The organism is Rhizobium deserti, from assembly GCF_004358025.1.
GTDB classification, from domain to species: Bacteria; Pseudomonadota; Alphaproteobacteria; order Rhizobiales; family Rhizobiaceae; genus Neorhizobium; species Neorhizobium deserti.
Map to the genome: position 1 here is coordinate 223,378 of NZ_SMTL01000002.1, position 25,105 is coordinate 248,482.

The window sequence follows — 25,105 nt, forward strand, 5'->3', positions numbered from 1 at the left end:
TAATGACGAGCATCTCTCCGATCGGTAGCCGCGAAACCGTGGCGGAAAGCCTGGCATCCTTAACCGCCGAGCAGCAGAACTGGCTGACGCTGCTCATGGAAAACCCGACATCGGATGATCTTTTTCTGGAAGGCCTGCATCTTTATCTCGACAAGGCGTCCGAAGGCTCGTTCCTGAATTCGCTGAAGCTGCAGAAGTGCGGTGAGTGGATCGGCAATTCCGCTCCTGCCCGCCTGCAGATCCGGCTCACGGAAGCGGCGAAATCGAGCCAGCATGCCGCTTATCAGGCATTTCGGGACGGGCTCACCCGATCCGGCGGACTGGAACGGGCTTATCCCAAGGCAAAGATCTAGGTCTTAAGGGAAGCCATGTGGAAGCACAGCTGCGCCTGCGGATAGCGGAAACTGGCCCCGAGGGGGCAGGCATTGCGCGCAAGACATCCCGATCCCATGCAGGCATGGTCGACGGATTGGGTATCGAGAAAAGAGCGACAGGCTGCCACATCAAATCGGTCGGCACCCAGAGCGTTCGCGGGACAGGCGGACAGGCATGGCTTGTCGAGGCAGCCGTCACAAGGATGCGTGGGGGCAGCCGGTGGCCCAGGCAATTCGAACGGCAAGCCGAGTGCGCCGCGATAGCCTTGCCATAGGCCATGCGCGGGGTGGATGAGCATGCCGAGTGGCGACGCCTTCAACCCTTCCGCTCGCATCGCCCATTGCTGGAACGGGTGCCAGGGCATGTCGGACGGAAAGTAGGCGGCTGCATGCATGCGGCGCGCCACCGGCAGGATCATCGCCTTGGACCAGGTGTCCAGAGGATCGCGGCCTTGATAGCTCCGTCTCCACGCCGAGAAGGCGGGCCAGATCGACCCGCCGATATTGCCGAGCAGCACAACCGATTGTGCCGGTGACCCATCCTCCAGACGCGGCCCCTCGCCTTGACCAAAGTTGACAATGCCGCGGACGCGTATGCCGGTCGGCTCCAATGCCTGGGCCACCTGTTCGGCGATTGCCAAAGGGACGTTCATCGCGGCCCCTGATATCTATAATGCGGCCGCCATACGCCTTCCTGTATGAAATCGGCAACCAGCCTTGCACCGCCTTGCTCCCTGGCGGCCTCGGGCTCTCTTCAGGTGAAGGCGTCGGGCATGGACTCCTTGCGGTCCTTGATGAAGGCAAGCAGGGCTTCGTCAATCGCCGGATCAAGTGCCGGCGCTTCGTAGGAATCCAGCCATGAACGGCAAAGCGCATTGGCCCGCTGCTCGATGCGCTTCTCACCCTCGATCTCCCATTGTTCGAAAGAATTGTTGTCGGCCAGTGCAGAACGATAGAAAGCCGTCTGGAAATGCGCTTGGGTATGGGCGCAGCCGAGATAATGGCTGCCGGGGCCGACCTCACGCATGGCGTCGAGCGCCTGGCCTTCCGAAGACAGGTCCACCCCTTGGGCCATTTTCTGCATCATGCCGAGCTGATCCTGGTCGATCATGAACTTCTCGTAGGAGGAAACGAGCCCGCCTTCGAGCCAGCCTGCGGCGTGGATAACAAAGTTCGTGCCGGCCAGTAGCGTCATGTTGAGCGTATTGGCCGATTCATGCGCCGCCTGCGCGTCTGGAACCTTGGAGCCGCAAAGCGTGCCGCCGGTGCGGAACGGCAGGCCAAGCCGCCGGGCAAGCTGCGCTGCGCCGAAGGAAACAAGCGATGGCTCAGGCGTACCGAAGGTCGGTGCTCCCGACTGCATGGAGATCGACGCCGCGAACGTGCCAAACAGCACCGGCGAACCCTTGCGGATCAACTGAGTCAGGGATGCCCCGGCCAACACCTCAGCGAGAATCTGCGTCAGGGTGCCGGCGACTGTCACCGGGCTCATGGCGCCAGACAGGATGAAGGGCGATACGACAGACGCCTGGTTATGGCGGGCGTAAACCTTCAGTGCGCCGAGCATGGTTCCGTCGAAGACCATGGGGGAATTGGCGTTGATGAGGTTGAGCGTCACGCAGTTGTTTTCGACGAAATCGTCGCCGAAGAGGATCTTCGCCATGGCGACCGTGTCTTCGGCGCGTTCGGGTGCCGTGACCGAACCCATGAATGGCTTGTCGGAATATTTCATATGGCTGTAGACCATATCGAGATGCCGTTTGTTGACCGGAACATCCACCGGCTCGCAAACCGTACCGCCGGACGAGTGCATGGACGGCGCCATATAGGAGAGCTTCACGAAATTGCGGAAATCCTCGATCGTCGCATAACGCCGGACGCCGTCCAGGTCGCGCACAAAGGGCGGGCCGTAGACAGGCGCGAAAACGGTGGCCTTGCCGCCGATCTGGACGCTGCGCTCCGGGTTGCGGGCGTGCCATGTAAATTCTGTCGGCGCCGTCTTCAGAAGTTCGCGGCAAAGGCCCTTGGGAAAGTGGACCCTCTCGCCCTTGATGTTGGCCCCGGCTTCACGCCAAAGCGCAAGCGCCTCCGCATCGTCGCGGAACTCGATGCCGATTTCTTCGAGCACCGTATCGGCATTGCGCTCGATGAGCTGCAGCCCTTCCTCGTCCAGCACTTCATAAACGCCGATCTTGCGGGTGATATAGGGAAGCGATGGGCCAGGACCTCCGCCGGTGCGTGCCGCACGTCTCCCGGCTGCCCCGCGTTCACCGCGGCCCCGCCGCCCCGAGGATGCCGCCTGCTCCGTCTGCTCAGTGATCTCGTCCATGGATTTTCCTCACCTTGTGCCGCTTAAACCGCGCCATCCCTTGATGCGCCATGCTAGGCGCTTGTTCAAGCACGGCTCTGCCAGTCTGCGGCACACGAGCTGCCATTCTGCGGCAAGAACCCGACGATGGGACGTTCATCTGGCGACGCGGCGTCGCGTTTCCGACGCGCGACTGTCGCAGACAAAAGAAATTGCGGCAGGTTTTGCGGCTAGATATGGTGTGGTGACGCATGCCGATTTGCCGACTCAGCCCATAACCGGAGGACTTCCATGGCCGACGACGAAATCATTCTGGCGGAGCTTTCGGACGAGGAGCTTGTGCAGCAGATGCACGACGACCTCTATGACGGGATGAAGGAGGAGATCGAGGAAGCGACGCATATCCTGCTCGATCGCGGCTGGACGCCCTACGACGTTCTGACCCAGGCACTGGTCGAGGGCATGCGGATTGTCGGGATCGACTTCCGCGACGGCATCCTCTTCGTGCCTGAAGTGCTTCTGTCGGCAAATGCAATGAAGGCTGGCATGAACATCCTCAGACCGCTTCTGATCGAAACCGGCGCGCCGAAACTCGGCAAGATGGTGATCGGCACGGTGAAGGGCGATATCCACGATATCGGCAAGAACCTTGTCGGCATGATGATGGAAGGTGCTGGCTTCGACGTTGTCGATCTCGGCATCAACAATCCGGTCGAGAACTACCTGGAAGCGATCGAGCGGGAACAGCCGGACATTCTCGGCATGTCGGCTCTTCTGACGACGACCATGCCTTATATGAAGGTTGTTATCGATACGCTGAAGGAAAAGGGTATGCGCGACGATTACATCGTGCTGGTCGGTGGCGCGCCGCTCAACGAGGAATTCGGCAAGGCCGTTGGCGCGGATGCCTATTGCCGTGACGCGGCGGTCGCCGTCGAGACAGCCAAGGAATATATCCGTCGCAAGCACAACAGCCTTGCCGCCGGCAGCTGATCAGCCACCGGCGGCGAAACTGGATATTACCGCTTGGCGGCCTTGTTGACCGTACGGCCAGCAGACTGGGTCGCGTCGACGGTATTTGCCGTGTCCTTGCCCATACCGCGGATCGTGTTGCCGCAGGAAGAAAGAGAAACCATCGTCGCGAAAAGTGCGGCGATAACCGTGACTGTCTTGGCCGTCATGATAATATACTCCGATGGATGTGGATCAAAAATTGTCGGAAAGTGATTTTCCGCCGGAGGAACGTTCAACTCGCGAAAAAGTTCACGTGATTGCGTGCGGAGCGATTGCACGCGAGATTTTGGCGGTTTGCCGCCAGCAGGGGCTCACCCATATCGACCTCAACTGCCTGCCGGCGATCTGGCACGCCTATCCCCAGAAGATCGTTCCGGGATTGGAAAGAGCCGTCGAGGAAGCCCGACAGGCAGGTTTCGAGAAAATCTTTTTCGCTTATGCCGATTGCGGCACCGGCGGTGATATCGACCGGCTTTGCGAGCGGGAAGGCATCGCCCGCATCGAGGGGCCCCACTGCTATTCCTTTTTCGCCGGCAATGAAGCGTTCGCAGAGAAATCCGACGAAGATCTCTTCTCCTTCTTCCTCACCGACTTCCTGGCCCGCCAGTTCGAAGCCTTCGTAATCGAGCCGCTGGGGCTCGACCGGCATCCGGAGCTCAAGGAGATCTACTTCGCCAACTACCGCAAGCTCGTTTACCTCAGTCAGGACGAGGATAAGAGCCTGCAGGAAAAGGCCCGCGCCGCGGCCGATTTCCTCGGCCTCGACTATGAATACCGGCTCACCGGATATGGCGATCTGTCACACGCCCTGCAGTCGGCTTAACCGTTTCTTGCAGCTTTGCGGTGGAGGATGCCGCTCGCATTGAGCGGGGTTGGCCGGAGATAAGATGCAGCAGAGATCTTCTTCACCTATCGTCGTGATGACCGCCGGCGGCGCCAATCCGCAGATGATGGTCAACGTGCTGGCCCGGCATTTTCCCGATCTGCATGTGATCGAGGAACAGCCGGAATCGAAGTCGGCTCTGTTTAAGCGCAGGGCCCGGCGCTTCGGCTGGGTCACCGCACTGGGGCAGTTGGGGACAATGGTCGCCTCGCGCCTCGGCAAGAACGTCGCCGCCCGGCGCTCGGCGGAAATCCTCCGGGAATACGGCCTGTCCGCCGAGAGAGACCCGGAGCTGCCGGTCACGCCCGTCGCATCGCTCAATCATCCCGATTGTCACGCGGCGGTGACACGGCTTCAACCGGCAGCCGTCTTTACCATTTCCTGCCGGATCCTTTCCCCTGCAACGCTTGCCGCCATCCCCTGCCCCGTCATCAACTTCCATGCGGGCATCAATCCCATGTATCGCGGCCAAATGGGTGCCTACTGGGCGCGCGTCGAGCGTGACGACGAAAATTTCGGCGCCACAATCCATCTGGTCGATGCCGGCGTGGACACTGGCGGCACGCTCTACGAACAACGCATAAGGCCTTCGCGAAGCGACAGCCTCGCCACCTATCCGCTGCTCCTCACCGCCGCCTCGACTGACATGGCCGTGCGGGCGCTTCGGGATGCCGTCGACGGAACGCTGAAACCCTTCGCGCCTTCGGGGAAATCGGTGCTGCGCTTCCCGCCGCCCCTCTGGACGTGGCTTTATCACGGCCTTACCAAGGGCATCTGGTAGCCGCGTCGCTTTTCGCTGCATGCGACGTCGTGGCAAGCGCAGTCCCTACCCTCGGGGACGTGCATGCTGGCTGACAACCGGAGGAGTTCATGGCTGACCGCATCGTCGTTTATTGGCGGGATATTCCCGCGCAGGTGATCATCAGAAAAGGCCGCCAAACCGCCAAGCGAGAGCTTTCGCTGCGATTCACCGAAGCGATCGACATGTGCGCCATGCGAACCGGCGCGGCAGAAACTGACGACTACCTGGCCGAATGGCGAAAGGCCGAACCGCTTTCTGTCAGCGACGACCTCGAAGCAGAAGCCGATAAGGCGGCGGCCGAGCTGGAAGCGGCTTATGACAAGGAACGGCTCGTGGCGCTGGTGAAGGCCGGCGGACGCGAAGCAGCCTGAAGCGCGCTTTCTCAATCATTTGGCCCGATCAAGCGGCGCCCGGAGGACACCATGACCCGCACCATCGTCGCATCCGCAACCCGAGAAGTCGTCATCGGTTTCGACCAGCCCTTCTGCGTGATCGGCGAGCGGATCAACCCGACCGGCCGCAAGAAGCTCGCGGCAGAAATGATCGAGGGCAATTTCGACACGGTGATCAAGGACGCTCTGGAACAGGTCGCAGCCGGTGCCACTATGCTGGACGTCAATGCCGGAGTAACCTCAGTCAATCCGAACGAGACCGAACCTGCCCTGCTCGTCCAGACGCTGGAGATCGTCCAGGGTCTCGTCGACGTGCCCTTGTCGATCGACAGTTCGGTGACCGCGGCGATCGAGGCGGCGTTGAAGGTGGCCAAGGGCCGGCCGCTGGTGAACTCGGTCACCGGCGAGGAGGATAAGCTCGAAGCCATCCTGCCGCTCTGCAAGAAATACGATGTGCCCGTCGTTGCCATCTCCAATGACGAGACGGGGATTTCCATGGATCCGGACGTGCGCTTTGCCGTCGCCAAGAAAATCGTCGAGCGCGCCATGGACCACGGCATCAAGCCGGAAGACATTGTCGTCGACCCGCTGGTCATGCCGATCGGCGCACTGGGCGATGCAGGGCGCCAGGTCTTTGCGCTGCTCTACCGCCTGCGCAACGAACTGAAGGTCAACACGACCTGCGGGCTGTCCAACATCTCCTTCGGCCTGCCGCACCGCCACGGCATCAATGCCGGGTTCATCCCCATGGTGATCGGCGCCGGCATGACCTCGGCCATCATGAACCCGTGCCGGCCGCAGGAAATGGAAGCGGTGCGGGCCGCCAATGTGCTCAACGGCACGGATGCCAATTGCGGCAACTGGATCATGACCTACCGCGATTACAAGCCGGCAGAAGGCGGCCCGGCTGCGACTTCCGCCGCTCCTCTAGCCGCAGGCGGCCGCCGCGGCGGCCGCGCCGCTCGGGCCGGAGCCGGGGCAGCGACGGAGTAGGCAGTACACCATGGCGGACATTTCCGACAGAGATCCCCTCGTCCTGTTCATGCCATCCGGCAAGCGTGGCCGGTTTCCGGTGGGCACACCCGTTCTCGATGCGGCGCGCCAGCTTGGCGTTTACGTGGAAAGCGTCTGCGGCGGGAGAGCCACCTGCGGGCGGTGCCAGGTCTCGGTGCAGGAAGGTAATTTCGCCAAGCACGGCATTACCTCCTCCAATAACCACCTGTCGCCGGTCGGCCCGAAGGAAGAGCGCTACGACCGCGTCCGCGGACTGGCCGAAGGACGGCGCCTCTCCTGTTCGGTGCAGATTCTCGGCGACCTCGTCATCGACGTGCCGCAGGACACGGTGATCAATGCGCAGGTCGTGCGCAAGGCGGTCGACGAGCGGGTCTTCGAGCGCAATCCGGCGGTGCGCATGTGTTATGTCGAGGTCGAAGAGCCGGACATGGAAAAGCCGCTCGGCGATCTCGACCGGCTCAAGGCGGCACTCGCCGCCGACTGGCATTTCGAAAACGTGGAAGTGGACTTCCACCTGATCCCGAAAGTGCAGTCGATCCTGCGCAAGGGCGAATGGAAGGTGACAGCGGCCATCCACAAGGACGCAGATGGAGACCGCCCTCGCCTCATCGCCCTTTATCCGGGTCTGAAGAACGAGGCTTATGGAATTGCCTGCGATATCGGCTCGACGACGATTGCCATGCATTTGTCGTCGCTGCTGTCGGGCCGCACGATCGCGTCCGCCGGCACATCCAACCCGCAGATCCGCTTCGGCGAGGATCTGATGAGCCGGGTTTCCTATGTGATGATGAACCCGGATGGTCGCGAAGCCATGACCATCGCTGTCCGCGAGGCGTTGAATACGCTGATCGACCGGGTCTGCGCCGATGGCGAAATTTCCCGCTCCGACATTCTCGACAGCGTTTTTGTCGGCAATCCGATCATGCACCACCTCTTCCTTGGCATCGATCCGACCGAGCTTGGCGGCGCGCCATTTGCACTGGCGGTTTCCGAGGCTGTGCAGGTCAGATCGTCCGACATCGGCCTGCCGATGAACGAAGGCACCCGTACCTATATTCTGCCCTGCATTGCAGGCCATGTCGGCGCCGATGCCGCTGCGGCGACGCTGTCCGAGGGGCCACATCGACAGGACGAAATGATGCTGATGGTGGATATCGGCACCAACGCGGAAATCGTGCTCGGCAATGCCGCCCGAGTCGTCGCCGCCTCTTCGCCGACCGGCCCGGCATTCGAGGGCGCCGAGATTTCCTCCGGCCAACGCGCGGCGCCCGGTGCGATCGAAAGGATCCGAATCGATCCGGTGACACTAGAGCCCCGTTTCCGGGTGATCGGCGTGGAGCCCTGGTCGGACGAGCCGGGCTTTGCCGAAGCCTCGGCTGCCACCGGCGTCACGGGCATATGCGGCTCCGGCATTATCGAGGTCATTGGCGAAATGTTTCTCGCCGGCCTGATCTCCGAGGATGGCGTCGTCGACGGGTCGCTCGCCGAGCGATCGCCGCGGGTCTTGGCAGACGGCCGAACCTTCTCCTATCTCGTGCATGAAGGCTCACCGCGCATTCTGGTGACGCAGAACGACGTGCGCGCCATCCAGCTCGCCAAGGCCGCACTTTATGCCGGCGTCAAGCTGCTGATGGACAAGCAGGGTGTCGAACATGTGGACCGCATCGGCCTGGCCGGCGCCTTCGGCACCTTCATCGATCCGAAATACGCGCTCATTCTCGGATTGGTGCCCGATTGCGATCTCGCCAAGGTGAAGGCGGTCGGAAATGCCGCCGGGACCGGTGCCCGTATGTGCCTGCTGAACCGCGATTATCGGCGCGAGATAGAAGAAACCGTCAAGAGAATCGACAAGATAGAGACGGCGCTTGAACCAAAATTTCAGGAGCATTTCGTAGCCGCCATGGCCCTGCCGAATAAGGTGGACGGGTTTCCCAACCTGGAAGCGGTTGTAAAACTGCCGGAGCGCAAGGCCGGCGCCGACGCAGCAACTGAGGGCGGTCGCAGGCGCCGCCGCACCCGGGACTGAACTGATTGCAGCCTGAGGCTACGCGGCTGCAGCGATCATCGATCCAAAGGCTTCGCGGATGCTTTCGGCCACTGCCTTTCCCGGAATGGAAAGCTGCGGCGATGTCAGCAGCCGGATGTCGAAACTGATCAGTTCGGGCAGACCTTCCTTCGGTCCGAGCACCTGCATGTCGTCGGTCAGGTAGGAGCGCGGGAAAGGCGCAATGGCGAGATCCGAAACCACCGCGGCGCGCTGCGCCATGGTATGGGCGCTTGCATAGGCGATACGATAGGGCCGCTTATGCTTCTCAAGCTGAGAAATAGCATCCTGGCGCCAGACGCAGCCATCTTCCCAGACGGAAATCGGCAGTGGGTCGCGAAGATGCGCGGTGCCGCATTTTGCGCCTGCCCAGACGAGCTTTTCCGAGTGAATTATCTCACCGACGGTGACGAAGGGGCGTGTGGCGCAGTTGATCAGTGCCAGATCCAGCCGCTGTTCATCGAGTCGCTTCTTGAGGAGCAAGCTCTGGTCGACCGTCACGTCCACCATGATGCCGGGAAAGCTTTCGCCGAAGCTTTTCAGCACCTTGGGCAGCAGCCGTTCGGCAATGTCGTCGGGTGCACCGAGCCGCACCACGCCTGCAAGCTCCGGCATAACGAAACGCGACACCGCCTCGTTCGACAAGGCCAGCATGCGCCGGGCATAAGAGAGCAGCATTTCGCCGTGCTGGGTCAGCGTTACCGACCGTGCGTCGCGCAGGAAGAGCGTCGTCTTCAACTGGTCCTCGAGCTTCTTGATCTGCATCGACACGGCAGACGGCGTCCGCAATACCGCTTCTGCCGCAGTGGAGAAGTTACCCGTCTCAGCAATCGCGACGAAGGTGCGAAGCACGTCATTGTCGAGAAGAGGAAGGGGCGGGCGGAACGGGGCGTTCATCAAACTCTCCATCAGATTTATTGAACTTAAGCACCATATCATTTCGTTTGATTGAATGTCAAACCAAGCAGATACTCCAGAACATCGGAAGGAAGCGCCTCCAACCACCACGAAAAGTCATGAGACGCATCATCTTCATCCGATTGATTGATGGATCCTCGCCCCGCAGTGTCGCGGCGAGACCGTCCACAACATCCAAGGAGCATGACCATGACTGTTATCAGCTATCCCGGAACCGACCGTGCCTGGCACCACCCGAGCCAGACTGGTTCCTTTCTAATTCCCGCTCGCTTGTGGATCTCCAGGTTCCGCGCCGAGCTGCATCGTCGTCAAACGGAAAAGATGCTGGAGTCCCTGCCCGCAGACATCCGCAAGGACATCGGCTGGCCGACCAGCATCCAGACTGCAGCGGACAAGCGATGAGCCGCCCGCGTCACGATTGAGGCCCGCGCAAACCTGCCGCGCGAGCCTCAAAATGTGCTTCAGGCGCCTGTCGTTCCCGGCGCGCAGCCGTTGCGACTTTCAGATGTCGCAAAATTGTTATCGCCTGGTCGTCAGGGTCCCTTTTCCACGCTGTTTTTCCATGTCAGTGTCGCTTTTAAAGTATCTTCCGCTTTCATGGCGGCAAAAGATCAAGGGGAACGACAACATGGATGTGACAAGCAGAAGCCCGACCAAGAAGCGGTCTATCGTTTTCTTCCTGGTGCCGCATTTTACCATGCTTCCGTTCGCGGCTGCGGTGGAGACGCTGAGGATTGCCAACCGGATGCTCGGCTACTCGGCCTATACCTGGCGCCTCTGTTCCGCCGACGGCGAGAAGGTTTACTCGTCGAGCGGCATCGGCATTGAAGTCAACTCTTCGCTCGCCGACGAGCGACGCAATCTCGGCGGCGAGAACCGGCCGAATATGCTGCTCGTCTGTTCCGGCATCTATGTGGAAGAATTCCAGAACAAGTCCGTCAACGCCTGGCTGCGGGAAACCTATAACCGCGGCATCGCGGTCGGCAGCCTTTGCACCGGCGCCCATGTGCTGGCCCAGGCCGGCCTGTTGAACGGCAAGCGATGTGCCATTCACTGGGAAAACCTGCCCGGCTTCGCAGAGGCCTTCCCGCAGGCGGAAGTCTATGCCGATCTCTATGAAGTCGATGCGAACCTCTATACCTGCGCCGGCGGCACCGCCTCGCTCGACATGATGCTGAACCTGATCGGCCAGGATTTCGGTGACAATCTCGTCAATCGGGTCTGCGAACAACAATTGACCGACCGGGTGCGGAATCCGCACGACCGCCAAAGGCTGCCGCTGCGCGCCCGACTTGGCGTGCAGAACGGCAAGGTTCTGTCGATCATAGAGCTGATGGAAAGCAATCTTTCCGAGCCGCTGTCGCTGGTGGAGATTGCGGATGAGGTGGGCCTGTCGCGCCGCCAGATCGAACGGCTGTTCCGCCAGGAAATGGGCCGCTCGCCGGCCCGCTACTATCTGGAAATCCGCCTCGACCGGGCAAGGCACCTGCTGGTGCAATCGTCCATGCCCGTGGTGGAAGTTGCCGTCGCCTGCGGCTTCGTGTCCGCCTCACATTTTTCCAAATGCTACCGGGAAGTCTACAACAGGTCTCCGCAGCAGGAACGCGCCGAACGCAAGCTGACCATGAATACGGCGCGGACCGGCGTCGTCGTCTGAACCTCACCAGCGCCTCCTTGCAGGGCGCCGCTTCTGGGCGCCGGAAAAGAAGAAGCCGCAGTCTGGAAGCGCTGGCTCCACGGACTGCGGCTGGTCTGCGATGCTTCGATCGGTTGACGATCAGGCGACGTTCTTGATGGCCGCGTCCTTACGGGCCGATTGCATCGAACGGATCTGGATCAGCGTGTCGAGGTTCTGGTTGACGCGGCAGTAGAATTCCTCGTCGATGAACGGCCGCAGCATGAAGTCGTTGCCGCCGGCCTTGAGGAAGCGAGCCGAAAGCAGCCGGTTCGATGACGATGACACACCGATGATACGCAATTCATGTGAACCGCGAACCGAGCGGATACGGCGCGTCAGTTCGAAGCCGTCGATGTCGGGCATGTTGTAGTCGGTGACGACCAGGCCGATATCCGGGTTCTTCTTGAGAAGTTCGAGGGCCTTGGCGCCGTTTTCAGCGGTACTGACGCGGAAATTGTAGCGCTTCAATCGGCTGGTCAGCAGAGCCCGCGCCGTCGGGCTGTCGTCGACGATCAGCACGTGATGACGGTGGTTGGTGAGGAAGCGGCAAACCGATTCGGCCAGCATCTCGACCGCGAAGACATTGTCCTTCAAGATATAGTCGACAACATCCTTGGCGAGCAGCTTGTCGCGTGTTGCTTCATGGAAAGTACCGGTAAAGATCACAGTCGGGATCGACAGGTCGATCAGGTATTCCAGCGCCTCGCCATTTTCAGCGCCCGGCAGATTGATATTCGAAATGGCAAGCGTCACGGGTTCGGACGACTGGTCATAGGCCAGCTGCAGCTCTTCGAAGTTGCGGCAGATCTCCACGTCGATATTGAACAGCTCTTTAAGGCGCGTGCCGATCATGGACGTAAATACATTCGAATCCTCCGCAAGCAGGATGCGCGAATTTGCCAGAGATTGGCCGGAATACTGCATCCCGGAAATGCCGAGGAAAGTCATGATGCCCCTTCTATGATTACTGTGCCCTCTTGGAACAAGTATTGCGCAAACGATTTGCAGAAGCGTTAATTCAGACTTCTCGAAATTACCAAAATGGAACGGGCGGCCGAAAGACCGCCCGTTTGGGTGAACGCTTTATTACTCAGGCGTATTACTTTTACCGGCGAGTGAGACCGTCTGTCAGGCCCTTAGGACAAGGTTGTCGGGATCGAAGGGACTTTCCGGCACGACCGTCGCGTCGTAGAGCGTTCCGAGTATCTTGATCTTCAGCTTGGTGCCGACCGCCGCAGAGCTCGGCTTGACCATGGCCAGCGCCACGGACTGGCCGATACGCCAGCCGAAGCCTCCGCTCGTAACGCGACCGACGAGTTCGCCCCCTTCGCCATAGATGGCTTCCGAACCCCGCGCGTCGACATCGCTGCTGCCGGACACGATCAAAGTCGCGAAATTCCATTTCAGGCCGCTTTCCTTATAGGCCAGCATGGCATCCCGGCCGATGAAGGACTTTTCCGGGCGGACAAAGCGATCCAGTGCAGATTCGTAGGCATTGTATTCGATCGACAGCTCACGGCCCATATTGCGGTAGGACTTCTCGACTGCCATGGCGCTCATGGCACGGATGCCGAAGGGCTTGATGCCGAATTCGGCGCCCGCTTCCATCAGCTTGTCAAAAATATAGGTCTGCATTTCGATCGGATGATGCAGTTCCCAACCGAGTTCACCGACGAAGTTGACGCGCAAAGCGTGCGCGGTGGCTATGCCGACCGAGATGGGCTTTGCGGTCAGCCAAGGGAAATCCTTGGTGTCGAGGCTGGTGCGGGTCAGCTTCTTCAACAGGTCGCGCGACTTCGGACCGGCGAGGACAAGAACACCGTATTTCTGTGTAATGGGCTGCAGAACGACAGAGCCGTCGCTCGGCGCAAGTCGATGCAGGAGGTCGTGATCGTGCGCCTCCAAGGCGCCCGCCGACACCATATAAAAGCGGTCAGGCGCCCATTCATAGACGGTGAATTCCGCCTTGACGCCGCCCGCCGGTGTCGGGACATGGCAGAGTGCGATGCGGCCACGCTTCTTCGGGATTGCATTGGCGAGGATGGAATCCAGCCAAGCGCGTGCGCCGCGGCCGGATACTTCGATCTTGGCGAAGGGAGACATGTCGAGCACGCCGACATTCTCGTGGACGTTTTTGACCTCGTTGCCGACATGCTCGAAATAGTTCGAGCGGCGGAAGGACCATTTTTCGACAATCCGGCCGTCTTCGAGCGGCGGCGCATGATTGTGATTGGTGATGACATCGGCACCGACACCGAGCTGATCCTTGGGAATATCGTAGCCTTGCGGTGCGTACCAATTGGCCCGCTCCCAGCCATAAACCGAGCCGAAGACGCCGCCGAGTTTCTTCAACCGGTCATAGATCGGCGTCGTCTTCAAAGGCCGGGCTGCCGAACGCTCTTCGTCGGGATAATGCATGGTGAAGACATTGGCATAGGCTTCTTCGTTCTTGGCGATCAGGTAGCCTTCCGTTGCGTATGGACCGAAGCGCCGCGGATCGACGCCCATCAGGTCGACCGTCGGCTCGCCATCGACGATCCACTCGGCAAGCTGCCAGCCGGCGCCGCCTGCAGCCGTGATGCCGAAGGAATGGCCTTCGTTGAGCCAAAAACTCTTCAAACCGGGCGCCGGACCGACGATCGGGTTACCGTCCGGCGTATAGGCGATCGCGCCGTTGTAGACTTTCTTGATGCCGACTTGGCCGAAAGCGGGCACGCGCGCGATAGCGGCTTCGATATGCGGCATCAGGCGCTCGAGATCCTCCTGGAAGAGCTCGTATTCGCTGCCCTCTGAAGGACCGTCGACATAGCAGACCGGTGCACCGACTTCGTAGGGGCCGAGGATCAGGCCGCCGGCTTCCTCGCGCATATACCAGGCACTGTCGGATTCGCGCAGCACGCCCATTTCCGGTAAGCCCTGGCGGCGGCGATCCTGGATGGCAGGATGCGGTTCGGTGACGATATACTGGTGTTCCACCGGAATGACCGGCACGTTGATGCCCACCATTTCGCCCGTCTTGCGGGCAAAGGAGCCGGTACAGGAAATAACGTGCTCGGCAGTAATTTCGCCCTTATCGGTGGTGATCTTCCAAAGGCCGTCCGGCTGCTGCTCGATCGCCGTGACGGCCGTGTTACGGTAGATTGTTGCACCGCGGTCGCGGGCGCCCTTGGCGAGCGCCTGGGTGAGATCGGCCGGCTGGATATAGCCGTCGTCCGGATGCTGGATGGCGCCCAGCAGGCCGTCAGTCTCGCAGAGCGGCCAAACCTCCTTGACCTCTTCCGGCGTCAGCACATTCACCTTGACGCCGATCGTCTCGGCAATGCCGGCGTAATACATGTATTCGTCCCACCGGTCCTTGGTGCGGGCCAGCCGGATATTTGAAACCTTCGAGAAGCCGACATTCATGCCGGTTTCTTCCTGCAGTTCCTCGTAGAAACGAACGGAGTATTTGTGAAGCTGGCCGACAGAATAGGACAGATTGAAAAGCGGTAGAAGACCAGCCGCGTGCCAGGTCGAGCCGGATGTCAGCTCCTTGCGCTCGATCAGGACCACGTCGCTCCAGCCCTTCCTGGCCAGATGGTACAGCGTCGAAACGCCGACGACGCCGCCACCGATGACCACGGCCCGTGCATGTGTCTTCATGAAAATGAACCCCTCTTCGGCCCGTCACGACCTTCTGAAACTGAAGTGACTATGCAGTTCCCGCATGGCCGCCAGATGCCTGAATACGACATGCGAAACGCTTGCCCGCGACGAGCCATCGGAAGAGCCCGATGCACGCACATCAGGCTCCGCCGAGGCCATGGGATTCTTCCGGAATGACCGGCTTGCCGCGGTGGAAAACGATCTCCTGCTGCGGGAAAGGTATCTCGATCCCCTCTTTGCGAAAACGCTTGAGGATGGCTATGCGCAGATCGTTGCGGATCCGCAGCCCCTCGCCCATATCGGCCAGATGGAAGCGGAGTTCGAAGTTCAGCGACGAGGGACCGAAGCTTAGAAACTCCACATGCGGCTCTGGATTGCGCAGCACTTCCGGTATCTGATCGACGAGTTCCAGCAGGATATCCATGACCTTCTGGGCGTCCGCATCGTAGCTGACGGAAATCGGCACTTCCGAGCGGCCGATCTTGTTGCGATGCGTCCAGTTGCCCACCGGCGAATTGATCAGATCCGAGTTCGGGACGATGATCGACTGCTTGCGGAAGGTCTCGATCTCCGTTGCTCGCACCGAGATCCTCTTGACGATGCCTTCGGTGGCGCCGGTGACCACGTGATCACCCACCTTGAATGGACGTTCGACCAAAAGGATGAGGCCGGACACGAAGTTGGAAACGATGTTCTGCAGACCAAAACCGATTCCGACCGAGAGCGCCGAGGCAACGAGAGCAAAGCTTGAAAGATTGATGCCTGCCGCAGACACGCCGATCAACACGGCCAGCCCCACGCCGAGATAGCCTATCCCGGTCTTGACGGAATTGCGGACTCCGACATCCACCTGGCTTCGCGCCATGACATTGTTGTCGACCCATTTCTGAACCCAATGGGTGATCATGTAGCCGAGGCCGAACAGCAGCACGCCGCCCAGAATGCCGATGATCGAGATGGACACATTGCCGATCCGGATCTCGGTGAAGAACCTGAAGATCCACGATTCAATATCGGCGATCTGAAAACCCCAGGTGATGAGGATCAGCGGGATGCCGAACAAGAGGGCGAAGGCGTAGATGCTGAGACCGGCGGCAAGGCCTGCCTGATCAAGCGCCACTTCGTTGAACTTGTTGCGCTGCGCCAGACGGCGGCCGGCACCGGTATTCTTGAAGGCGCCCTGTTTCGAAATCGCCTTGCCGGAAAGCAGGCCAAGATAGATGAGGACCAGCACGGCGCCGGTGAGCACGATCTGCGTCGAGGCGAAGCGGGCAAGCCCGATATAGCCTGTCAGCACCAGAAGGATCAGCAGGCCGCCCATGACGCGCAGCATAATCGAGACGAAGCGCGGCCAGGCGTGACCATTGCCGTTGAAATCCTCATCGTCTCCGATCCTCGGGCGAACAAAGGAAATCGCAATCAGGATCAGACCGATCAGGACCGCTGCGACCAAGCTCTTGACGATGGTCAGCACCAGCGGCGAGTTCAAGGCTTCGCTGATCGCCCCCAGCAGATAGTCCAACCCATTAATCACTGCCATGACCAACACGGCGACCGTCAGCAATCGCGCACCGTTATTGGTGATGCGCACCAGCCGCCATTCCGGCTCACCCGGCGCAAGTACGCCGTAGCTCAGTTTCCAGACGAAAGTGACGAACCAGATCAGGCCGAAGAAATTGGCGATGATCGGCGCCACATCCGAGCGCAGGATGTTGAACCCGTCGAGCAGAAGATAGGAGGCAGCAAGAAAGGCCGCCAAGGACATGGTTTGTACGACAGTTGACCAGAAAGCCACGGACAGCCGCTTGATATAAGTCGGTTCGCTCTGCCCGTTGCGCCGCAGAAAGCGGCCGAAGAATTTGTAGCCGCCTGACAGGAAGAGCAGCCCTGCTCCGAGCGACAGCGCGATGGCGCCAAAAAGTTGGATTTGTTTGAAGCGCCAGACGAAGCCGATCCAGCTTCCGAAGGTCGAGCCGAAATTGCCGACTTCCGCCACGAATGCCTGCCCCGCCTCGGTAAACAGCTCGCCCGAGAGTTCGGTGTGCCGGAACAGCGTTTCCGCGAACAGTGTCCGGCGCAGGTTGGTGATGCCGTTGGCAAGCTGTGTCGCGCTGGTCGACAGGTTACCGGCGTCATCGACGATCAGGTTGAGTTGCGACCGCTCGTTGAGCAGCCGGTTGCGCTCCTCCGTGACGGCCGGCGCTTCCGGCGGCTGGCCGGCAGCAGGCGGCTCGCCGAGAGCGCTCAGCCGGGCCTGGATCTGCTCCACCCGCGTCTTCATGGCGTCCGATGCCGACTGCATCTGGCCGACGATCTCTTCCGCCTGGATCCTCAGCTCCGCCAGGCGCGCGTCGTCACGCGCATCGCTTTCCACCCGGCCGCGGAATGTTGTTAGCTGCTGGCGGATGGTGTCCAGCTGTCCCTTCATGTTTCCGTTGATGGAATCGGCGGTAACATCGGCCGGCGGCTGCGGCTGTTGAGCTTGTGGAGGCTGCGCCTGCTGGGGCTGCTGTACTGGCTGGGGTTGCGCCTGTTGCGGCGGCTGCTGAGCGACCGCCGGCGGCGCCGGCGGTCCGAACACGGCCAAAGCGGCCAGCAAAAGCGCCGCAAGCGGCCTTGCATGCCGCAACAGGGGAGAAAGGCCCTTGGAAAAAGCTGTCGCCAATTCTTTGCTCTTTTTCTTGAGTGGGATTCGGTTTTCTTTAGTGAGATTCGGGCGGAAATAGGGGTGGTTCAAGGCGAAGAAAAGGAAGCCGGCGCTCTTCCTTCACATCTGCGCTGGAACCTTGGAACATTTCTGCGCGTTAGCAGGCGCAAACTGGAAACAAAAGGGTAAGGTCATGGAACAAGCAGGTATCGGCTGGATCGCGGCGATCATTATAGGCGGCATTGCCGGCTGGCTCGCCGAACAGTTCATGAAGAGCAATATGGGTCTCCTCATGAACATCATCCTCGGGATTGTCGGCGCCATTATCGCCAATGCCATTCTCGGCGTCTTCGGTGTCGTACTGGGCGGTTGGATCGGCTATCTCATTGCCGGCTTCATCGGGGCATGTATCCTGATTGCCGTCGCGCGAATGTTCCGCCGTTAGGCGAAATCAGAAACCGGCGCCGGGTCTGGACAGATAGTCCAGCTCGGCGACGGTCGATGCGCGACCAAGAAGCGCATTCCGGTGCGGGAACCGCCCAAACTCCCGGATCACCTCCCGGTGACGCTCCGCATAATCGAGATAATGGGCATCGCCCAGCTTCGTAAAAAGCTCCACCGACAGATCCTGATCCTCGAGACGTTCGGAATGTTCGAACGGCAGGTAGAAGAAGCTTCGGTGCTCAGGCGGGACCATGAGGTCAGCTCCCAGATCCAAGGCGGTTCTCGCTTCGCTCAAGGCAATCCAGTCGGTGGCAAAGGCAAGCGCCGTTCCCCGGTAGATGTTGCGGGAAAACTGGTCGAGAACCAGAAGCGCTGCCAAACGCTTTGCCGCAGACAGCCGCCAAGGATCCAGCTCGAGGCGCGCCAGCGAAAGATGCGTAGCAACAAAATTCGTCCGCAGCGCCTCATCCACCGCTTCGTTCTTTTCGAACCATTGCTGCGGCGTCAGCTGCTCGAACCAGAAGTGCAAAACCTCTTCCGGCGTCCTTACAGAATATTGGACTGAGACATCCAGTGGAAGCATGTCGCCGTCAACCCAGCGTAAGAGTGGCAAAATCCCTGCCGAGCATGGCCGCCAGAACCTCCACCACGAGGTTGTGGTCATCACGCTGCGGCAGGCCCGAAACAGTCACGGCACCGATGCAGCCGACACCAGCGACTTTAATGGGAAAGCTGCCGCCGTGCGCGGCGTAGTCCGCCGCGGACAGGCCAAATTTGTCCTCCAGCGTCGTGTCTTGAAGCGCCAGTTTGCGGCCGATCGCATAGCTCGACTGGAAGAAGCGCAGAACGAGATTCCGCTTGCGCCGCACCCAGGCTTCATTATCGGCGGTCGATCCTGGCAAGGCGGTGTAGAAGGCGGGCATAGAATGCAGGCGCACATCGATCGCCACGCCCAACTGGCGCTCCTGGGCCAGCGTGCGGAGCCTTGAACCGAGATCCCAGGCGGTAGCAAGATCGAATCGCTCGAAGACAAGCGCCGTCTCCTGCTCGGCGATCCTTGCCAGATCCTCCTCGATTCCCATGACATCCTCCTTCGGTCACAATGGCGGGCATTGATGAACCGGACGGATAAGATTGTAAAGTTCGGCAGCTGACTTGCTGGCGCTATTCCGCGGCGGCCAGCTCGTTCAGCGGAAAGAAGGCGGAAAGCTCTTCCACGGCAAAACCGATCCGCTCCTTCAGGGCATCGGAGGACACTGCATAATCCGTGAAATCCCGGTCCGACGCATAAACAGCGGTAGGAAGAGTATGAGCCATGAAGAAGCCGAACAAGGGCCGCAGTTGGTGCTCCACCATCAGCGCATGGCGATCACCGCCCCCCGTCGCCGTGATCAGGATCGGCTTGGCGCGCAGTTGCTGCGGATCGATCAGGTCGATGAAGTGCTTGAACATGCCGGGATAGCTGCCCTTGTAGGTCGGAGAGCCGATGACTATCGCATCGGCCTCCACCACATCGGCAAGAACCGCTGCCGCCGCCGCGTCGAGATCGCCCTGGCGCTGCGCCTGCCCAAGCGACGGTCCGACATCGGTCAGGTCATAAAGGCGCTTTTCAAAACCGTATTTTTCGCTGGCAAGGGTTGCAACATGGTCGATCAGTGCGAAGGTCTTGGAGGGACGATTGTAGCTGCCTGCAAGGCCGACCAACTTGAAGCTCGACATTCATTTCCCTTCCGGACGCATTTCGATTTTCCCAATAGAAGTGTCGCAGCTTAGTCGAATTGACAAGCAGTGGAAGCAAGGAAGCTGCAGGCGACGAAGGAAAAACGAAAAATGATGCTCCGTGCCGCCGCCGGAACATGTCAGCGGCAGAGGAATCTCGAAGATCTACCAATACCATTCAGAACCTTAGAGGCCCGCGCTGCAATACACATCACAGGACGCCCTGGCGCCGATCAGGCAACCGCATCTTAGTTGCAGGCAGGACCTGCGCGCGGAATGGTCACCGCGTCGGCGGTCGGATTGCTGTTGGTGGCGGTACCAGGGGGCTGACAATGATCTTCGTGGTCGGCCGTGCCGGTCGTGCTATTGGTGGTCGTCGGATCGGCAACGCCCGGCGGCAAGGTGCCTGTCGCACGCTGGGCATTGGCATCGGGTATGGTCGAAGTTGAAGGCAGAGTATTGCCCGGGTCGGTCGCCGTCTGCGCAAAAGCGGGGCCTGCCAGCAGCAGTGCGAGCGCTCCCATGGCCGCATGTTTGAAGATCGTCATCGTCTTGTCCTCGGGTTGATCCGCTCAGATAACCCGGGACCGCGACGCTGGTTCCGCAGCGGCATGCCCGTTATGGCATCAGCTGATAGATGGCTTCAAGAAGCCGGTCGTGCTGGTAGGGCTTGGGCAGGAAGACGGTATTGGCGGGTAACAGCATCGGATCGAGATTGACGACGCCGGAGGTGATGATGATGCCAACACTCGGGCGCATGGCGCGGATGCGCTGCGAAAGCCGGATCCCATCCATGGAGCCGGCCATATCCACATCGGTGAAGACGATGTCGATATCGCTGCGGTTGCGGAAAAGTACCATAGCCTCATCGGCATTGGCCGCCTCCATGACCATATGGCCGGCTTCTTCCAACACATCCAGGCTCGTGAAACGGATCACCGGCTCGTCCTCGACGATCAGGACAATGGCTTTCTGTGTGCCCATTATGCGTCTCCTGGCTGGGAACATCCACGGCTGTCGTCGCTGCGACCGTCGGCGATATAGGGAACAACGCGGTTGGGAGCAAGCAGTTGTGACATGCGGCGGTCTTTGGTGGAGACGGACGGACCGAGATGTACATCCTCGCGCGATCGAAGCCGAACCGTGAAATCCTCTTGTGCCTCCGGCAAAAGATGTGAATAGAAAGGTCTCCCTCCTCCATGCATTTCAGGCTCAAGCTTTCATGATGGAAATCTTTACGGCCGCCGGCCTGGCGGCTCTCCTCGAAATCATCGCCATCAATTTGGTTCTTTCCGGCGACAACGCTATCGTTATCGGCCTTGCGGCAGCTGGACTGCCGGCGGAGATGCGTCGCAAGGCCATTCTTTTTGGAATCATCGCCGCGACCGTTCTGCGCATCATATTTGCAGCCGTCACTTCCTACCTTCTCGGCATTGTTGGCCTCCAGCTGGTCGGCGGGCTTCTGCTCTGCTGGGTGTGCTGGAAGATGTGGACCGAGCTGCGCGCCGGCGGCGAAGCGGCCCATATCGACGCAGCTGGCGGCAAGACGCCCCCGCAGAAAACATTCTGGCAAGCCGCGACCCAGATCGTCGTAGCCGACGTTTCCATGTCGCTCGACAATGTGCTTGCCGTCGCCGGCGCCGCACAGCAACATTCGTCAATCCTGATTATCGGCCTGGTGATTTCCATTGCTCTCATGGGTGTTGCCGCAAACTTCGTCGCCCGTCTTCTCGAGCGGTTCCGTTGGATCGCCTATCTCGGCCTGGCGGTCATCGTTTATGTGGCGGCGACGATGATCTATCACGGCTTTATCGAGGTTCTGCCGCTTCTCCGCGGGGCTTAAAGTCTTCCGAGGCTGCATGGGACCGCAGGCCAAAAGGCGCGAACTGTTTCGAAACGGGACGCACCTTCACCATTGCCTCACCAAGTCTTTGCCTTTCGCATTGTGCCCATTGAACATGGTGAACAAGCCCAGCTACCTGTTGGGCCAGCCGGCATGATGCCGGTCAGGGGCTCGCGGACCCCCACTCGCGAGAGTTGGTGAGCCCCGCCTTACGGACTTTGCATTGACCATATGAAGCCTCTCCTCTAGAAGGCGGCGATCTTCCGAAGCAGGCTTCGGATTGCTGAAACTCCGGAGTGGACGTGGATGGCGGTGTTTCCGCAAGGAACACGGACAGGATACTCGAACGTGCAGGACATCCTCCTGTCGCGCTGGGTGCTCTTTGTCGCTGCTTCCCTGATCGTCTTTCTGGGGCTGCTGCCGGGCCTGGCGAAGGATGCCGAACTCTTTCGCGGCCTGCAATCCGCCGATCGGAATACCGATACACCGCATCTGATCAAACGCGAGCCGCTGCGAGCCCTGGCTGCAGCTGATCGCAAGGACAGTGCCGCCACCCATATCGCGGATGCCGACGGGGCCATACTGCCCGGCCTTGCCGAGACCAACTATCCGGCCGGCCGCTCGGTCGCCGCGTCCCAGCGTGTCGCATCCCCCTTCGTCGCCAGTTTCTGGCCAGGCTCGCTGCCGCGAGCGCCGCCCACGGTCTCCTGACCCTCGCGCATCAGCGCCCGACGACTGGCAAATTCCGCCCTTCATGCCAACGGCGTGATCAGGGCTCAGCAGGATCAGATACATGAGAAATTCCCCCTGGCTGGTGGCAACCTACGCCATCATCATATTCATCGGCATGCTGGTGGCTCTGCCGAACGTCATCCCGCAATCGACGCTGGACCGCCTCCCCTCATGGCTGCCGCATAGCCGTGTGGCGCTGGGTCTCGACCTTCGCGGCGGCTCGCATCTGGTGCTGGAAGTCGACCGCGGCGACCTGATCAACGAACGGGTCCAGAGCCTGCTGCAGGACAGCCGCCGCGTTCTGCGCGAAGCCAATGTCAACACCTCCGCAATCCGCCGCTCGGGCGACGCCATCGTCGTCACCTTGCGTGATCCGGCGCAGCGCGACCAGGCCGTGACGCAGCTCCGGACGCTCGCCAATCAGGTAGGCCTCGGCACCACCACGGTCGGCGGCAGCGATCTGGCCGTCACCACGCCGGCCGACAATACGATCTCCCTGGCTCAAACGGAAGCCGGCATCAACTCGCATATCACCGCCGCGATCGAGCAGAGCCTTGAAATCATTCGCCAGCGCGTCGACCAGGTGGGCGTCGCCGAACCAACGATCCAGCGGGTCGGCAGTGACCGCGTCCTCGTCCAGCTTCCGGGCGAGCAGGATCCGTCGCGGCTGCGGCAATTGCTCGGTTCGACCGCCAAGATGAGCTTCCACCTGCTTGGCGAACAGGGCCAGCCGGGCGTCACCATGCTCGCCGACGAGCGCGGCACCCAGTATCCGGTGATCGACCGCGTCGAACTGTCCGGCGACCGGCTGACCGATGCGCGCGCCGCATTCGACCAGCAGACGCGCCAGCCGATCGTCACCTTCCGCTTCGACAGTGCCGGCGCGACCCGCTTTGCGCAGATCACCCAGGCCAATGTCGGCAAGCCCTTCGCCATCGTGCTCGACAACAAGGTACTGAGTGCGCCCGTGATCCAGACGCCGATTACCGGCGGGTCCGGGCAGATTTCGGGCAGCTTCACGCCGGAGGAAACCACGACGCTTTCGGCACTGCTGCGCGCCGGCTCGTTGCCGGCCAAGCTGACCGTCATCGAGGAACGCACCGTCGGCGCCGACCTTGGCGCCGACGCCATCCAGAGAGGCATCTATTCGGGCCTCGTCGGCTTCGCCCTCGTCGCCATCTTCATCTTCGTGCTCTACGGCACCTGGGGCATACTGGCGAACGTCGCGCTGCTGATCCACACCATCCTCACCTTCTCGGCGCTGACCCTCGTCGGTGCGACGCTGACGCTGCCGGGCATTGCCGGTATCGTTCTCGGCATCGGCCTTGCCGTTGACGCCAACGTTCTCATCAACGAGCGCATCCGCGAAGAAACCCGCAAGGGCCGAGGAGCTTTCGCGGCCATCGACAACGGCTTCAACAAGGCCTATTCAACCATTATCGACGGCAACATGACGGCCCTGATCGCGGCGGCCATCCTGTTCTACTTCGGCTCCGGCCCGGTTCGCGGCTTTGCCGTGACCATGGGCCTTGGCCTGATCATCTCCATGTTCACATCGGTAGCCTTCGTGCGCGTCACGATGATTGCGATCGCGCGCCGCCAGAAGCTGAAGGTGATCAACATCCAGTCGCTGTTCCGGTTCAGCCCCTATGACCGGCACATCCAGTTCATGAAGGCACGCTTCTTCGGCGTCGGGGTTTCGGCTCTCCTGTCGATCGCCTCCGTAGCCCTGTTCTTCTATCCGGGCCTCAACTACGGCGTCGACTTCCGCGGCGGCATCCAGATGTCGGTGAGGACGCAAGGGACGGCCGATCTCGGCAAGTTCCGCGAAGGCCTGAATACGCTTGGACTCGGCGAAATCATGCTGCAGTCCTTTGGCGATCCCAACACCATTCTCGTGCGCGCCCAGCGCCAGGAGGGCGGTGAAGAAGCGCAGACCGCAGCTGTCACCAAGCTGAAGGACGAGGTCACCAAAATCGATCCGACGGCGACCGTCCAGGGCACCGACGTCATCGGCCCGAAGGTTTCCGGCGAACTGGCGATCGCCGGCTTCCTGTCGGTGTTCATCGCCAGCGTCGCCATGCTCATCTACATCTGGGTGCGCTTCGAATGGCCGTTCGCCGTGGGAGCCATCGTAACCCTTGTGCTCGACGTCACGAAGCTGGTGGGCTTCTTCGCCATTACCGGTCTCGACTTCAACCTGACGGCGATCGCTGCGGTGCTGACCATGGTCGGCTATTCGGTGAACGACAAGGTCGTGGTCTACGACCGCATGCGTGAAAACATGCGGCTCTACAAGTCGATGCCGCTGCGCGAGATCATCGACAAGTCGATCAACGAGACGCTTGCCCGAAGCCTCTATACCAACGCGACGGCTTTCCTGTCGCTTCTGCCGATGGCGATCTGGGGCGGCAGCGCGGTGGAAAGCTTCGCAGTGCCGATGGCCTTCGGCATCCTCGTTGCCGGTGCTTCGTCTATCTTCATCGCAGCGCCGATCCTGCTCTTCCTCGGCGACTGGCGGACACGCCACCGCGTCAAGGCAGACAGCGCAGAAGCGGCGGCGGATGGCGAGCGGCCGAGCCAGGCTTGAGGTCAGGCAACAAATTTCGAAAAGGGCGGATGAAAATCCGCCCTTTTGCGTAGAAGAG

25 protein-coding genes are annotated in these 25,105 nt (G+C 60.7%); 13 read left to right on the top strand and 12 right to left on the bottom strand.

The window, feature by feature from the left end; translation table 11 throughout:
• Positions 1 to 2 precede the first annotated feature (2 nt).
• Positions 3 to 353 (top strand): hypothetical protein, encoded by a 351-nt coding sequence (locus tag E2F50_RS07435; RefSeq protein WP_133315480.1) that lies wholly within the window; start codon positions 3 to 5, stop codon positions 351 to 353.
• On the opposite strand, the gene E2F50_RS07440 is transcribed toward E2F50_RS07435, so the two are convergent.
• Both E2F50_RS07440 and E2F50_RS07445 read right to left on the bottom strand, forming a co-directional pair.
• Positions 350 to 1,027 carry a 4Fe-4S dicluster domain-containing protein gene (locus E2F50_RS07440; protein ID WP_133315482.1) on the bottom strand — a complete coding sequence of 226 codons (678 nt, stop codon included), beginning with the start codon at positions 1,025 to 1,027 and terminating at the stop codon, positions 350 to 352. The genes E2F50_RS07435 and E2F50_RS07440 overlap by 4 nt on opposite strands.
• Before the next feature lie 101 nt (positions 1,028 to 1,128).
• The gene (locus tag E2F50_RS07445) at positions 1,129 to 2,703 is read right to left on the bottom strand and encodes a trimethylamine methyltransferase family protein (protein ID WP_133315484.1); all 1,575 of its coding nucleotides are present in this window, start codon (positions 2,701 to 2,703) and stop codon (positions 1,129 to 1,131) included.
• Positions 2,704 to 2,973: 270 nt separating this feature from the next.
• Between E2F50_RS07445 and E2F50_RS07450 the strand changes: the two genes are divergently transcribed.
• Entirely contained in the window at positions 2,974 to 3,675 is a 702-nt protein-coding gene (locus E2F50_RS07450) for a corrinoid protein (RefSeq protein WP_133315486.1), read from the top strand.
• A gap of 26 nt (positions 3,676 to 3,701) precedes the next feature.
• On the opposite strand, the gene E2F50_RS07455 is transcribed toward E2F50_RS07450, so the two are convergent.
• On the bottom strand, positions 3,702 to 3,863 hold the full coding sequence (locus E2F50_RS07455) for an entericidin domain-containing protein (RefSeq protein WP_133315488.1): 162 nt from the start codon (positions 3,861 to 3,863) through the stop codon (positions 3,702 to 3,704).
• 14 nt (positions 3,864 to 3,877) lie between these two features.
• Between E2F50_RS07455 and E2F50_RS07460 the strand changes: the two genes are divergently transcribed.
• The 5 genes from E2F50_RS07460 to E2F50_RS07480 all read left to right on the top strand — a co-directional run bounded on the left by E2F50_RS07460 (position 3,878) and on the right by E2F50_RS07480 (position 8,813).
• Positions 3,878 to 4,519, top strand: coding sequence for a DUF1638 domain-containing protein (locus E2F50_RS07460; RefSeq protein ID WP_133315490.1), 642 nt, complete (start codon positions 3,878 to 3,880; stop codon positions 4,517 to 4,519).
• Between the two features lie 64 nt (positions 4,520 to 4,583).
• On the top strand, positions 4,584 to 5,360 hold the full coding sequence (locus E2F50_RS07465) for a formyl transferase (protein WP_133315492.1): 777 nt from the start codon (positions 4,584 to 4,586) through the stop codon (positions 5,358 to 5,360).
• A gap of 89 nt (positions 5,361 to 5,449) precedes the next feature.
• Positions 5,450 to 5,752, top strand: a complete 303-nt coding sequence (locus E2F50_RS07470; RefSeq protein WP_133315494.1) for a virulence factor — start codon at positions 5,450 to 5,452, stop codon at positions 5,750 to 5,752.
• Between the two features lie 51 nt (positions 5,753 to 5,803).
• A complete protein-coding gene (locus E2F50_RS07475) occupies positions 5,804 to 6,766 on the top strand; it encodes a methyltetrahydrofolate cobalamin methyltransferase (protein ID WP_133315496.1) in 963 nt (320 codons plus the stop codon).
• Positions 6,767 to 6,776: 10 nt separating this feature from the next.
• Positions 6,777 to 8,813: an ASKHA domain-containing protein gene (locus E2F50_RS07480; RefSeq protein ID WP_133315498.1), complete on the top strand. Its 2,037-nt coding sequence runs from the start codon at positions 6,777 to 6,779 to the stop codon at positions 8,811 to 8,813.
• A gap of 18 nt (positions 8,814 to 8,831) precedes the next feature.
• Here E2F50_RS07480 and E2F50_RS07485 read toward each other — a convergent pair whose 3' ends face one another.
• Positions 8,832 to 9,770, bottom strand: a complete 939-nt coding sequence (locus E2F50_RS07485; protein WP_425375369.1) for a LysR family transcriptional regulator — start codon at positions 9,768 to 9,770, stop codon at positions 8,832 to 8,834.
• A gap of 168 nt (positions 9,771 to 9,938) precedes the next feature.
• On the opposite strand from E2F50_RS07485, the gene E2F50_RS23185 reads away from it, so the two are divergent.
• The gene (locus tag E2F50_RS23185; RefSeq protein ID WP_133315502.1) at positions 9,939 to 10,151 is read left to right on the top strand and encodes a hypothetical protein; all 213 of its coding nucleotides are present in this window, start codon (positions 9,939 to 9,941) and stop codon (positions 10,149 to 10,151) included.
• 226 nt (positions 10,152 to 10,377) lie between these two features.
• Positions 10,378 to 11,406: a GlxA family transcriptional regulator gene (locus E2F50_RS07495; RefSeq protein ID WP_133315504.1), complete on the top strand. Its 1,029-nt coding sequence runs from the start codon at positions 10,378 to 10,380 to the stop codon at positions 11,404 to 11,406.
• A gap of 120 nt (positions 11,407 to 11,526) precedes the next feature.
• Here E2F50_RS07495 and E2F50_RS07500 read toward each other — a convergent pair whose 3' ends face one another.
• The 3 genes from E2F50_RS07500 to E2F50_RS07510 all read right to left on the bottom strand — a co-directional run bounded on the left by E2F50_RS07500 (position 11,527) and on the right by E2F50_RS07510 (position 17,737).
• Positions 11,527 to 12,375 (bottom strand): response regulator, encoded by an 849-nt coding sequence (locus tag E2F50_RS07500; RefSeq protein ID WP_133315506.1) that lies wholly within the window; start codon positions 12,373 to 12,375, stop codon positions 11,527 to 11,529.
• A gap of 180 nt (positions 12,376 to 12,555) precedes the next feature.
• Positions 12,556 to 15,069: a GcvT family protein gene (locus E2F50_RS07505; protein WP_133315508.1), complete on the bottom strand. Its 2,514-nt coding sequence runs from the start codon at positions 15,067 to 15,069 to the stop codon at positions 12,556 to 12,558.
• Positions 15,070 to 15,211: 142 nt separating this feature from the next.
• Positions 15,212 to 17,737 carry a mechanosensitive ion channel domain-containing protein gene (locus tag E2F50_RS07510; protein WP_245515338.1) on the bottom strand — a complete coding sequence of 842 codons (2,526 nt, stop codon included), beginning with the start codon at positions 17,735 to 17,737 and terminating at the stop codon, positions 15,212 to 15,214.
• A gap of 175 nt (positions 17,738 to 17,912) precedes the next feature.
• Here E2F50_RS07510 and E2F50_RS07515 point away from each other — a divergent pair, with 175 nt between their 5' ends.
• The gene (locus E2F50_RS07515; protein ID WP_133315510.1) at positions 17,913 to 18,164 is read left to right on the top strand and encodes a GlsB/YeaQ/YmgE family stress response membrane protein; all 252 of its coding nucleotides are present in this window, start codon (positions 17,913 to 17,915) and stop codon (positions 18,162 to 18,164) included.
• A 6-nt stretch (positions 18,165 to 18,170) separates the two neighbouring features.
• On the opposite strand, the gene E2F50_RS07520 is transcribed toward E2F50_RS07515, so the two are convergent.
• The 5 genes from E2F50_RS07520 to E2F50_RS07540 form a co-directional block, all read right to left on the bottom strand.
• Positions 18,171 to 18,746, bottom strand: coding sequence for a DUF924 family protein (locus E2F50_RS07520; protein ID WP_133315512.1), 576 nt, complete (start codon positions 18,744 to 18,746; stop codon positions 18,171 to 18,173).
• A 7-nt stretch (positions 18,747 to 18,753) separates the two neighbouring features.
• On the bottom strand, positions 18,754 to 19,245 hold the full coding sequence (locus tag E2F50_RS07525; RefSeq protein WP_133315514.1) for a heme-degrading domain-containing protein: 492 nt from the start codon (positions 19,243 to 19,245) through the stop codon (positions 18,754 to 18,756).
• Between the two features lie 82 nt (positions 19,246 to 19,327).
• The gene (gene msuE / locus E2F50_RS07530) at positions 19,328 to 19,882 is read right to left on the bottom strand and encodes an FMN reductase (RefSeq protein ID WP_133315516.1); all 555 of its coding nucleotides are present in this window, start codon (positions 19,880 to 19,882) and stop codon (positions 19,328 to 19,330) included.
• A 248-nt stretch (positions 19,883 to 20,130) separates the two neighbouring features.
• Entirely contained in the window at positions 20,131 to 20,430 is a 300-nt protein-coding gene (locus tag E2F50_RS07535; RefSeq protein ID WP_133315518.1) for a hypothetical protein, read from the bottom strand.
• Positions 20,431 to 20,500: 70 nt separating this feature from the next.
• On the bottom strand, positions 20,501 to 20,869 hold the full coding sequence (locus E2F50_RS07540; RefSeq protein WP_133316368.1) for a response regulator: 369 nt from the start codon (positions 20,867 to 20,869) through the stop codon (positions 20,501 to 20,503).
• 238 nt (positions 20,870 to 21,107) lie between these two features.
• Between E2F50_RS07540 and E2F50_RS07545 the strand changes: the two genes are divergently transcribed.
• From E2F50_RS07545 to secD, 3 genes are all read left to right on the top strand, one after another.
• Positions 21,108 to 21,725 (top strand): TerC family protein, encoded by a 618-nt coding sequence (locus E2F50_RS07545; protein ID WP_133316369.1) that lies wholly within the window; start codon positions 21,108 to 21,110, stop codon positions 21,723 to 21,725.
• A gap of 348 nt (positions 21,726 to 22,073) precedes the next feature.
• Entirely contained in the window at positions 22,074 to 22,436 is a 363-nt protein-coding gene (locus E2F50_RS07550; RefSeq protein ID WP_133315520.1) for a hypothetical protein, read from the top strand.
• Between the two features lie 82 nt (positions 22,437 to 22,518).
• Positions 22,519 to 25,047 (top strand): protein translocase subunit SecD, encoded by a 2,529-nt coding sequence (gene secD, locus E2F50_RS07555; RefSeq protein ID WP_133315522.1) that lies wholly within the window; start codon positions 22,519 to 22,521, stop codon positions 25,045 to 25,047.
• The last annotated feature ends 58 nt before the right edge of the window (positions 25,048 to 25,105 follow it).